This is a genomic window from Phenylobacterium sp. GW823-FHT02A09, assembly GCF_058797775.1.
This window is the reverse complement of the sequence record NZ_JBXAJZ010000002.1, coordinates 397,720-408,382: the sequence shown is the minus strand read 5'-3', so window position 1 is coordinate 408,382 and position 10,663 is coordinate 397,720. Positions and strand designations below refer to the sequence as shown.

Genomic DNA, 10,663 nt, shown 5'->3' with positions numbered 1-10,663 from the left:
GCGTAATGATGGACGGCGTAGACACCCCCCAATCGACCCCCGAAACCGCGCCGGAAGCCAAGGCTCCGCCGCGCACCGCCGAGGTGGCCGCCTATCTGGCCGCGCGGATGTGTCACGACTTCATCAGCCCCGCGAGCGCCATCGTCTCGGGCCTGGATCTGCTGGACGATCCCAGCGCCCAGGACATGAAGGACGACGCCATGAACCTGATCTCGGGTTCGGCGCGCAAGCTGGCCGACCTGTTGGCCTTCACCCGCGTGGCGTTCGGCGCCTCGGCCTCGGCCGAGACCTTCGACCCGCGCGAGCTGGAAAAGCTGGCCCAGGGCGTTTTCAACCATATGCGCGCGACCCTGGAGTGGCAGGTCGAGGCCCCGGCCGTGAACAAGCCGGCCGCCCGTGCGCTGATGAATTTGGCCCAGATGGCTGGCGCGGCGCTGCCGACCGGCGGGGTGGCCAAGATCCGCGCGGTGGCCCAGGAAGCCACCATCGCCATTGCGGTCGAGGCGGTCGGCCCGCGCGCGCGCCTGCGTCCCGAGGTGCTGGCCGGACTGCGCGGCGAGGCGATGGGCGACGGGCTGCACGGCCACTGGGTCCAGGCCTACTACGTCCACCTGTTCATGGCCGACGCGGGCGGGCGGGTGTTCGCCGACGTGGCCGAGGAAAAGGTCACCTTCGCGGCGATGGTTCCGGCCTGACGGGGCTTGTGGGCGGCGCTGCTCGCCCACAATTCAGTGAGCCCAACTGGAGGGCTTTCCCATGTTCGATCATCTCTCTGTCGGCGTGCGCGACCTGGCCGCGGCGCGCACCTTCTATGACGCCTTCTTCGCGCCGCTCGGCTGCGCCAACGCCTGGGCGGCCGAGCGCGAGTTGGCCTACGGCCCCGGCGGCGAGAGCCGTCTGTTCTGGCTCTATCCGGTCCAGGGCGATCAGGTCGCGGGGCTCGCCACGCACATCGCCTTCACCGCGCCGACGCGGCTGGCGGTGGATCAGGCCTATGCGGCCGCGCTGGCCGGCGGCGCGACCAGCGTGCGGGCCGCGGGTCTGCATCCGGACATCTCGCCCGATTACTATGGCGCGGTGCTGCTCGATCCCGATGGCAACAAGCTGGAGATCGTCGCCGGCACGATGCACTAGGGCGGCAGCTTCCGGTGAGGCGGCCTGCGCCTCACCGGGCTGCAGGTCAGGCGACGGCGGCCGAAACCCGCCCCTTTGGATCGGGGCCGTACTTGTTGGGGCCCGGGGTGCCGTCCAGCAGGTAGAAGATGAGCAGCACCAGAGCGCCCAGGAACGGGAGCAGGCCCAGCAGCAGCCACCAGCCTGTGCGATTTGTGTCGTGAAGCCGGCGCATGGCCACGGCCAGGCTGGGGATCAGCAGCGCCAGCATCACCAGGAAGAAGACGCCATAGAGCGCCTTGGCCGGCCCGTTCAGCACGGCCAGGGGGTCGGTCGGGTCGGCGACCGCCGCCGTGGGTCCGGCGACCATGCCGATCAGGACCGAGAAGACGATCTGGAGCCCGATCAGGAACAGCCAGAAAAGCCAGAATTCCATCCGGCGCGCACGGCCGGTAAAATCCGCGTACTTGCGGAGCGGTTGGAACATCAAGTCCATCGTGCCCTCCGAAGCTAAGCTAGGGATGACCCTAGCCTAACTTCGGAGGCTGACAACTCCCGCGCGTGCGGGCGCCCGTTTCGACTAGTTCGGCGGGAACGGCGCGCGCTGGCCGCCGATCTTGGCCACCGCGCCGCGATGCATGACGAAGGTCGGGTGTTCCAGCTGGGTGACGTCCGAGAGCGGGCTCGTGGCCACGGCGATGATGTCCGCGTCCTTGCCGACTTCCAGGGTGCCGATGCTGGACGAGCGGCCCAGCAGGTCGGCGGCGTTGACGGTGGCGGCCTTGATCGCCTCGGTCGGGGTCATGCCGACGCCGACCATCAGGGCGAATTCCTTGCCGTTGTCGCCGTGCGCCGAGACGCCGGTGTCGGTGCCGAAGGCGATCTTGACGCCGTTGGCGATGGCCCGGCGGTGGTTGTCCATCGCCGCCTTGGCCGCGATCTCGGCCTTTTCCAGCGAGGCCTTCGAGCGGGCGCCGGCGCGGGCCTGGTCGAGCGCGGTCTTCGGCGCCAGCATGGTCGGCACGAAGTAGGCGCCGGTCTTCTTGAACAGCGCGTCGGTCTGGGCGTTGCCGAAGGTGCCATGCTCGATCGAGTCGACCCCGGCGTTCAGCGCCCCGATGATGCCGTCCGTGCCGTGCGCGTGGGCCGCGACCTTGCGGCCGAACATGTGGGCGGTGTCGACGATCGCCTTCATCTCGTCGTCGAACATCTGGGCGCCGAGGCCGCCGGCGACGTTCGAGAGCACCCCGCCGGTGGCGGTGAACTTGATCACGTCCGCGCCCTGGCTGATCTGGGCGCGCACCGCGCGGCGGCAGTCTTCGGCGCCGTTGCAGACGTTGTCGCCTTCGCGGTGGGCGGCTTCGGTCAGGTCGCGGTTGAGGTTGTTGGAGCCGTCGCCATGGCCGCCGGTGACGGCGATCGGGCGGCCGGCGGCCAGGATGGTCGGGCCGGTCAGCAGGCCGTTGTTGATGCCGTCGCGCAGGGCGGTGACGCTGCGGATGTCGCTGCCGACGTCGCGGATGGTGGTGAAGCCGGCTTCCAGGGTGCGGCGGGCGTTGTCGATGCCGATCACCATCTCGTCTTCCAGGTCGCGGTTGGCCGCTTCCATGCGCGCCTTGACCTTGTCGTCGTCGCTGAAAATGTGGACGTGGCTGTCGATCAGACCGGGCAGCACGAACTGGTTGCGCAGGTCGACGACCTTGGCGCCGGCCTCGGGCTCGACGAAGCCGTCGCGGACCGCTTCGATCTTGCCGCCGCGGATGATGAGGGTGGAGGCGCCGCGCGGCGCCTGGCCCGGCTTGTCGAGCAGCGCGCCGGCGTGGATGACGGTGGCCGGCTGGGCCTGGGCGGCCGCCTGGCCGCTCGCGCCCATACTCAGAACAATGGCGGCGCCGAAAATTTTTGCGGCGGTGGGCGCCGAGACTCTACGCATGGATACTCCCCCCTTTAAAAACGGCCCGCACTCTAGCTTCGGTGGCGCCGGGGTCTAGAGGCCAATTGGAGGTTAAATGACCCAACGCCTCGCCCTCACCGCCCTCGTGGTCCGCGACTACGACGAGGCGATCGGCTTCTATGTGAACCAGCTCGGCTTCGAGCTGACCCGCGATGACGACATGGGCGGGGGCAAGCGCTGGGTCATCGTGACGCCGCCGGGCTCGCAGGGCGGCCTGCTGCTGGCCAAGGCGGCGGGCGAGCCCCAGGCGGCGCGGGTCGGCGACCAGACCGGCGGCCGCGTCGGCTTCTTCCTGCACACCGACGACTTCGCCGGCGACCATGCGCGCATGACGGCGGCCGGCGTGAAATTCCTGGAGGCCCCGCGCCACGAACCCTACGCCACGGTGGCGGTGTTCGAGGACCTCTACGGCAACCGGTGGGATTTGCTGCAGCCGAAGTGAGAGCTTCTGACTCGCGCTCGCGGCCCAGGCGTTGTTTGATCGCGGCAGCCAAGAGGGAGATGGTCCGATGTCAGGCCTCAAGATCCGCAAGGTGGCCGGCGCCCTGGGCGCCGAGATTTCCGGCGTCGACCTGTCCGCCGACCTGCCCGACGCGGTGATCGAAGAGATCCGCGCGGCCTTCGTCCATCACCAGGTGGTGTTCTTCCGCGGCCAGACCCTGACGCCGGAGGCGCAGCTCGCCTTCGGCCGTCGCTTCGGGCCGCTGAACATCCATCCGTACGTCGCCGGCATGCCGGGCCATCCCGAGGTCATGGAGATCGTCAAGGAGCCGGGCGACAAGGTGAACTTCGGCGGCGGCTGGCACTCGGACATGAGCTTCCTGGAGCACCCCTCCATCGGCTCGATCCTCTATGCCGTCGAGATCCCGGAGTGGGGCGGCGACACCCTGTTCGCCAGCCAGGCCGCCGCCTACGAGGCGCTGACGCCCGGCCTGAAGGCGACGCTGGAAAGCCTCAACGCCGTCCACTCCGCGGGCCGGGAATATTCCGCCCAGGGCCATTCGGCCCAGAAGCGCGCCTCGATGAAGGTCGTCGAGGCCGAGGGCGCGGTCGGCGAGTTCATCCATCCGGTCGTCAAGGTCCACCCCGAGACCGGCCGCAAGGCGCTCTACGTCAATCCGGCCTTCACGATGCGGATCGACGGCTGGAGCAAGCGCGAGAGCAAGCCGTTGCTCGACTTCCTGTTCGAGCATTCCCGCTACGAGGCGTTCACCTGCCGCTTCCCCTGGACCGCCGGCTCGGTGGCCTTCTGGGACAACCGCTCGGTCTGGCACTTCGCGCTCAACGACTATCCGGGACAACGGCGGCATATGCGCCGCGTCACGGTCGACGCCTGGCCCGCCACGGTGGGCAAGCCCGCTCTCCAGACTGCGGAGGGCGTTTCCTAGGCGAGGCCGCGAGAGGCCTCGTTTCCAAATAAAAACAAAGACATTTCATTAGGGAGATTTCGAGAATGGTCACCGTCAATCCGAACGGGACGCTGAAGGGCCGCGTCGCCCTGGTCACCGGCGCCAGCCGCGGCATCGGCGAGGCGATCTGCGCCCGCCTGGCCCAGGAGGGCGCCAAGGTCGTGGCCTCGGCCCGTACCGCCGAGAGCGGCGAGAGCCGCCTGCCGGGCACCTTGCAGGACACTGTCGAGCGCATCGGCAAGGCCGGCGGGCAAGCGGCCTTCATCAAGGCCGACCTGGCCCAGGCGTCCGAGCGCGAGCGGCTGGTCGAGGAAGCCACCGCCCTCTACGGCCCGGTCGATATCCTGATCAACAACGCCGCCATCACCTACTTCATCCCGGTCGAGGAGTTCCCGGAGAAGCGCTTCAAGCTGATGATGGAGGTGCAGGTCTACGCGCCGTTCCACCTCTCGCAGCTCGTCATTCCCGGCATGCGCGACAAGGGCGCAGGCTGGATCGTCAACATCTCCTCGCCGGCCGGCATCCATCCCAAACAGCCCTACGGCCCCGGCCGCGGCGGCACCGTCTACGGCATGTGCAAGGCGGCGCTGGAGCGGTTCTCGACCGGCCTGGCGTCTGAGGTCTACGCCGACAACATCGCCGTCAATGTGGTCTCGCCGGGCCTGGTCGACACCCCCGGCGTCGCGGTTCACGGCCTGATCAACGAGGCCACCAAGAGCCGCGTGCAGCCGATCGAATACATCGCCGAGGCGGTCTACCGCCTGGCGTCGGGCGATCCGCAGACCGTCACCGGCCGGGTCGACTACGCCGAACCGCTGCTCAAGGAACTGGACGTCCAGCCGGCGGCGCTGATCTAGCCAACTGGTCTGGCCGGACGTTCGCCAGCGGACCTTCCGGCCAGACCTCTCGCGGTCTATCGCAGCGGCATGCTCCGCCTCGATCACCTGCTCGTCGGCCAGGTCGCCCCGCTTGGGCAGACCCTCAGCGGCATCGCCAAGACGCCGGTCGCCGGGCCGCTGCGCCTGACCGCGACCGGCTTCGAGGGCGACGCCCAGGCCGACCTCCGCGTCCATGGCGGGCCGGACAAGGCGGTCCATCACTATCCCTTCGACCACTACGCGGCCTGGCGCGCCGAGGTCGGCGAGCGTCCGGCGCTGGCCGCGCCCGGCGGCTTTGGCGAAAACCTCTCGACCCGCGGCCTCGATGAAGGCCAGGTCGCGATCGGTGATGTCTTCCGCCTGGGCTCGGCGCTGCTCGAGGTCTCGCAGGGCCGCCAGCCCTGCTGGAAGCTCAACCTGCGTCTCGACGTCCCCGACATGGCCCAGCGGGTCCAGGGAACCGGCCGCACCGGCTGGTACTATCGGGTGCTGGAGCCCGGCGTCGTGGAGTCGGGCGACGGCTTCGAGCTGCAGGACCGCCGCTCGCCGGATTGGACCATCCACCGCCTGTGGCGGACGCTCTATGTCGACACCCTGAACCGCGAGGAGCTGGCCGCCATGGCCGCCCTCGAGCACCTGCCCGAGGGCTGGCGCAAGTACGCCCGGCGACGGCTGGAAACCCGCCGGGTCGAGGACTGGTCCGCGCGCCTGGGCGGCTGAACCCTTCGAAAAACCGTCACGCTCCGCGGCTATGGGGCGCCCGCCAGTTCGGAGTGCGGGCGTGTCCGAGAACCGCGTACCCGTCGCGAGCCATCGCGACGCGCTTTTTCGTTTCATCCAACGAAGGGTCCGCGACGCGGCCGTGAGCGAGGACATCGTCCAGGACACGTTCGTCCGCTTTCTCGGACGCCAGGGCTCGCCGGCCGCCGACACCCTGGCCCTGATGCGCCGCATCGCCCTCAACCTCGTGCGCGATCACTTCCGGGCCGGCGCGCGCCGGGCCTTCGAGCCGGTCGACGCCGAGCATCCCGCCGACACCGAGACGCCGGAGGATTCGCTGATGTTCCGCGAACGGGCCGAACGCTTCGGCCGCATCCTCGCCGCCATGCCGCCGCTGCAGCGGGACGTCTTCATCCATCGCCGCCTGCACGGCCTGAGTTCCAAGGACACGGCCCAGCGGCTGGGCCTGACCCCCGCCGCCGTCGACGCCCACGTCGCCCGCGCGCTCGTGGCCCTGGAAAAAGGCCTGGGCCCCAAGACCGGAGGCCGGCGATGAGCCTCGCCCAATTGTTCCGCCGCCGTGCGCGCAAGCGCTCGGCCGCCGCCTTCGTCGCCGCGCGCGAGGGCCGAGGTCTCGACGCCGCCCGCTTCACCGCCTGGCGACGTGCCGATCCCGGGGCGGGCGAGGCCTATGTCCGCTTTAGCGACGTCTGGGACGACCCGGCCCTGACCGAGGCCCTGCGCGTGGCCGAGCATCGCCGCCCCGCCGCCGCCAGACCGCGCCGGCTGTCAGCCTTCGCCGGTCCGGCGGTCGCCGCGGCCCTGGTCGCCGTCGTACTGCCGCTGGCCTGGCCGGCTGTCGAACTGGCCGGCGCCCCGGTGCTGGAGCAACGCACCCGCCCGGGTCAGCGGCTGGCGGTGCGGCTCGACGACGGCTCGGTGCTGGATCTGGCCGGCGATACTTGGGTGCGCGTCCGCCAGACGCCCCATCGCCGCCAGGTCGAGCTGCTGCGCGGCGAGGCGTTCTTCGACGTCGCCCATGCCGAGGACCGGCCCTTCGAGGTGCTGACCGCCGACAGCCGCGTGCGGGTCGTCGGCACCCGCTTCGACGTCAATCTCACCGCCGGGCGCACCGAGCTGGCGGTCGAGCAGGGCCGGGTCCGCTTCGGCCCGCGCGGACTGCTGTCGCGCGACCGCATGGTCGAGGGCGGCCTGGCCACCGCGCTCACGGCGGCCGGCCCCGAACCGGTGCGCGCCCTGGAACAGGGCGCGGCCGGCGACTGGCGCGAGGGCTGGATCGAGACCCATGGCATGTCGGTCGAACGGCTGGTCGAGCAGATGGGCCGCTGGTCGCCGACCCCGATCCGCGTCGCCGACCCGCAGCTGGGGGCCATGACCGTCTCCGGCCGCTTCCGCATCACCAGCCCCGAACGCACGCTCGCCAACCTCGCGCGGCTGCACGGCTTCGAAGTCGCGCACGAGCGCGGGGCCATCGTGCTGCGCCGTCACGCGGCTGACAGCAAAGCTTCGTGAAACCTTGTCGTAGGATTTCGCCGCCCCGGACGTCCTTCCCTCCGAACCTGGCGCGCCGCGCCACACAAGGGGGATCCGTCCAATGAAGCATCACCTTCTCCAGGCCTCGGCCATCGTCGCCGTGCTGGCGATCGCCGCGCCGGCCGCCGCCGCCGACGTCTCGCTGGCCATTCCGGCCGGCGACCTGGAAGCCGCCCTGGCCGCCTTCTCGCGCGCCACCGGCGTCGAGGTGATGAGCGACCCGGCCCAGATCCGCGGCCGCCGCACCCAAGGCGTCCGCGGTCAGATGGCGGCCGACGAGGGCCTGCGCCGGCTGCTGGCCGGCACGCAGCTGTCGTTCGAACTGCGCGACGGCGCGGCCCTGATCACCCCGGCCGCCCGCGCAGCCCAGCCGCCGCGCCCGGCCGCCGCCTCCGACCATGCAGCCGCCCAGGTCGACGCCCTGGTCGTCACCGGCCAGCGCCGCGCCCAGCTCACCGCCGCGGCCATCAAGCGCGACAGCGACGCGGTGGTCGACGTGGTGTCGTCCGACGACGTCCAGCGCCTGCCCGACCTGACCGTGGTGAGCGCCCTGCGCCGCATTCCCGGCGTCTCGGTGCTGCCGGTCAGCGACAACGAGCACCCGCGCGACGAGGCGATCAGTCCGGTGCTGCGCGGCCTCAACCAGGCCTACAACAACGTCACCGTGAACGGCCTGCCGATCGCCTCGACCGGCACGCCGCTTTCGGGATCGGGCACCGCCGGGCGCGGCGTGCGCCTCGACATCCTGCCGACCTCGTTCGTCAGCGACATCGTCGTCGCCAAGACCTTCACCGCCGATCTCGACCCCAACGCCGTCGGCGGCTCGATCGACCTGCGCACCCGCAGCGCCTTCGACTTCGGCGGCAAGCCGTTCCTCAACCTCGACGCCGGGGCGGCCTATACCAGCGACAAGGACGAGCCCTCGGCCCAGGACGATTTCGGCCTGCGCGCCTCCGCCACCGGCGGCTTCACCTTCGGTCCGGAAGGCCAGTTCGGGCTGGTGGTCTCGGCCAACTATCAGCGCCAGGAGAGCACCACCGACGCGCACATGACGTCGGATTCCACCTTCTACAACGTCTACACCAACGCGGGCGCGCGGGTTGCGGACGGGAGCCTGGGCAACGGCTACCTCGTGCCCCAGCAGGATAAGTACTGGTACAATCAGAACGACCGCGAGCGCTGGAGCCTGACCGGCAAGCTCGAGGGCCGCTTCGGCGCCAGCGTCGAAGTCTCCGCCATGCTCGGCCACTACAGCTTCGTCGACGCCTATCAGCGCAACGAAGTGATCATCAACGGCCGCAACGCCGCGGTGCTGAACCAGACCCCGACCACCGGCCGCTACGCCGCCGCTTCGGTCGAGGTCGGCTTCCGCGACGGGGCCACCGACAGCACCACCGACATCGCCCAGGCCGAACTGAAGTGGCGGCCGACCGACGACAGCCTGCTGACCCTTCGCGCCGGCTCCTCGCGCGCCAAGTCCAGCGAGCCGCATGCGATGGTCAAGTATTCGGCGGGCGCCGACCGCTTCGGCAATGTCGGCGGGCTGGCGGCGATGAGCTTCAGCTACGACGCCTCCGACTTCCACTACAGCTTCAACATGGACAACCCGCAGGCCTACCGGAACCTCGGGCTCTATCGCGCCGACTATTGGCGCAATGTCGACCGCCGCATCGAGGCCCAGGTCGACAGCGTCGACATCAACTACCAGAGCAACTTCGACCACATGGCCACCGGCCTCGGCTACTCGGTCGGCGGCCAGCTGACCCGCAGCCAGATGAGCTACTGGTTCCACCGCGACCAGTACAAGCCGAACGGCGGCGACTTCAACCTGGCCGACGTCGGCCAGCTCAGCCGCGTGGTGCTGCCGTTCCAGCAGCAGGGCCTGCAGCTGATCACGATCAATCCCAAGCTCGCCTGGGAGAAGATGACGCCGCCCGGCGCGGTGACCGAGAGCGACTCCGTCTCGACCAACAACCAGGACAATTTCGAGCACGAGGAAACCACCCTCGGCCTCTACGCCATGGGCCGCTACGCGACCGACCGCGCCAGCCTGATCCTTGGCGTGCGCAACGACGACACCGACCAGGAGACCACCAGCCGGCTGCTGATCAGCCGCCGCTGGCAGCCGTTCGAGACCTCGTCCAGCTATCAGTACCTGCTGCCCTTCGCCCTGGCCGGCTACGAGATCACGCCTGACCTGCGGGTCCGCGCGGCGTTCAGCCAGACCCTGGGCCGGCCGAGCTACGAGTCCTACGCCGCCCGTTCGTCGATCTCGTTCGAATCCGAGAGCGACCGCGGCAACCCCAACGCGCTGAACGTCTCGGTCAGCCTGGGCAATCCCGACATCAAGCCGCGGCTGTCCAGCAACTACGACCTGAGCCTGGAGTGGTATCCGCCCAACGACCGCGGCGGCGTCGTCGCCCTGGGCGCCTTCTACAAGGACATCCAGGACGAGATCTACGACGGGACCAGCCAGGGCTACAGCTTTGAGGGCGTGACCTACGTCAACGCCACGGTGCGCCAGCCCGGCAACGCCAAGGGCGCCCGTATCGCCGGCCTGGAGGCGCAGGCGACCTTCAACTCGCTGGAGTTCGTCCACCCGCGGCTGTCCGACTTCGGCGTGTCCGCCAACTTCAGCGTCCTCGACGGCGAGATCGAGGTGCCGCTGGCCGGCGGCCGTTCGCGCACCATCGGCGGCCTGGTCGGCCAGCCGGACAAGATCGCCAACCTGGCGGCGTTCTACACCCGCGGTCCGTTCGAGCTGCGCGCCGCCTGGAACTGGACCGGCCAGGCCCTGCGCGCCATCACCCCGGAGATCGCCTGGCAGGACGTCTATTGGGACGAGCGCAGCCAGATCGACCTGCAGGCCCGCTACGCTGTACGGCCCAACCTCACCGTGGTGGCCGAGGTCAGCAACCTGACCCGCGCCCGCATGGACAGCGTCACAGGCCCCGGCCGCGACCGGCTTAAGGACAGCTACAGCACGCCGCGCGTCGTCTGGCTCAGCCTCAACTGGACCCCGAACTTCTGATGCG

General features: G+C 69.9%; 11 protein-coding genes. 9 read left to right on the top strand and 2 right to left on the bottom strand.

Going from position 1 to position 10,663, the window contains the following annotated elements; all coding sequences use genetic code 11:
- The first annotated feature begins 5 nt into the window (after positions 1-5).
- Both chpT and AC1Q87_RS09190 read left to right on the top strand, forming a co-directional pair.
- Positions 6-695 (top strand): histidine phosphotransferase ChpT, encoded by a 690-nt coding sequence (gene chpT, locus AC1Q87_RS09195; protein WP_492608652.1) that lies wholly within the window; start codon positions 6-8, stop codon positions 693-695.
- A 61-nt stretch (positions 696-756) separates the two neighbouring features.
- Positions 757-1,134: a VOC family protein gene (locus AC1Q87_RS09190; RefSeq protein ID WP_492608651.1), complete on the top strand. Its 378-nt coding sequence runs from the start codon at positions 757-759 to the stop codon at positions 1,132-1,134.
- A gap of 46 nt (positions 1,135-1,180) precedes the next feature.
- On the opposite strand, the gene AC1Q87_RS09185 is transcribed toward AC1Q87_RS09190, so the two are convergent.
- Together AC1Q87_RS09185 and AC1Q87_RS09180 are read right to left on the bottom strand one after the other, a co-directional pair.
- A complete protein-coding gene (locus AC1Q87_RS09185) occupies positions 1,181-1,609 on the bottom strand; it encodes a DUF805 domain-containing protein (RefSeq protein WP_492608650.1) in 429 nt (142 codons plus the stop codon).
- An 84-nt stretch (positions 1,610-1,693) separates the two neighbouring features.
- Positions 1,694-3,046 (bottom strand): metal-dependent hydrolase family protein, encoded by a 1,353-nt coding sequence (locus tag AC1Q87_RS09180; protein WP_492608649.1) that lies wholly within the window; start codon positions 3,044-3,046, stop codon positions 1,694-1,696.
- A 76-nt stretch (positions 3,047-3,122) separates the two neighbouring features.
- Here AC1Q87_RS09180 and AC1Q87_RS09175 point away from each other — a divergent pair, with 76 nt between their 5' ends.
- From AC1Q87_RS09175 to AC1Q87_RS09145, 7 genes are all read left to right on the top strand, one after another.
- Complete coding sequence (locus AC1Q87_RS09175; RefSeq protein ID WP_492608648.1) at positions 3,123-3,509, top strand: VOC family protein; 387 nt, start codon at positions 3,123-3,125, stop codon at positions 3,507-3,509.
- A 67-nt stretch (positions 3,510-3,576) separates the two neighbouring features.
- Complete coding sequence (locus tag AC1Q87_RS09170) at positions 3,577-4,455, top strand: TauD/TfdA dioxygenase family protein (RefSeq protein WP_492608647.1); 879 nt, start codon at positions 3,577-3,579, stop codon at positions 4,453-4,455.
- A gap of 65 nt (positions 4,456-4,520) precedes the next feature.
- Positions 4,521-5,333 carry an SDR family NAD(P)-dependent oxidoreductase gene (locus AC1Q87_RS09165; RefSeq protein WP_293404327.1) on the top strand — a complete coding sequence of 271 codons (813 nt, stop codon included), beginning with the start codon at positions 4,521-4,523 and terminating at the stop codon, positions 5,331-5,333.
- Positions 5,334-5,402: 69 nt separating this feature from the next.
- Positions 5,403-6,074, top strand: coding sequence for an MOSC domain-containing protein (locus tag AC1Q87_RS09160; protein ID WP_492608646.1), 672 nt, complete (start codon positions 5,403-5,405; stop codon positions 6,072-6,074).
- 31 nt (positions 6,075-6,105) lie between these two features.
- Positions 6,106-6,630 (top strand): RNA polymerase sigma factor, encoded by a 525-nt coding sequence (locus AC1Q87_RS09155; RefSeq protein WP_492608645.1) that lies wholly within the window; start codon positions 6,106-6,108, stop codon positions 6,628-6,630.
- Positions 6,627-7,607, top strand: a complete 981-nt coding sequence (locus AC1Q87_RS09150; RefSeq protein ID WP_492608644.1) for a FecR family protein — start codon at positions 6,627-6,629, stop codon at positions 7,605-7,607. Before AC1Q87_RS09155 ends, AC1Q87_RS09150 begins: the two co-directional genes overlap by 4 nt.
- 82 nt (positions 7,608-7,689) lie before the next feature.
- Entirely contained in the window at positions 7,690-10,659 is a 2,970-nt protein-coding gene (locus AC1Q87_RS09145; RefSeq protein ID WP_492608643.1) for a TonB-dependent receptor, read from the top strand.
- Positions 10,660-10,663: the final 4 nt, after the last annotated feature.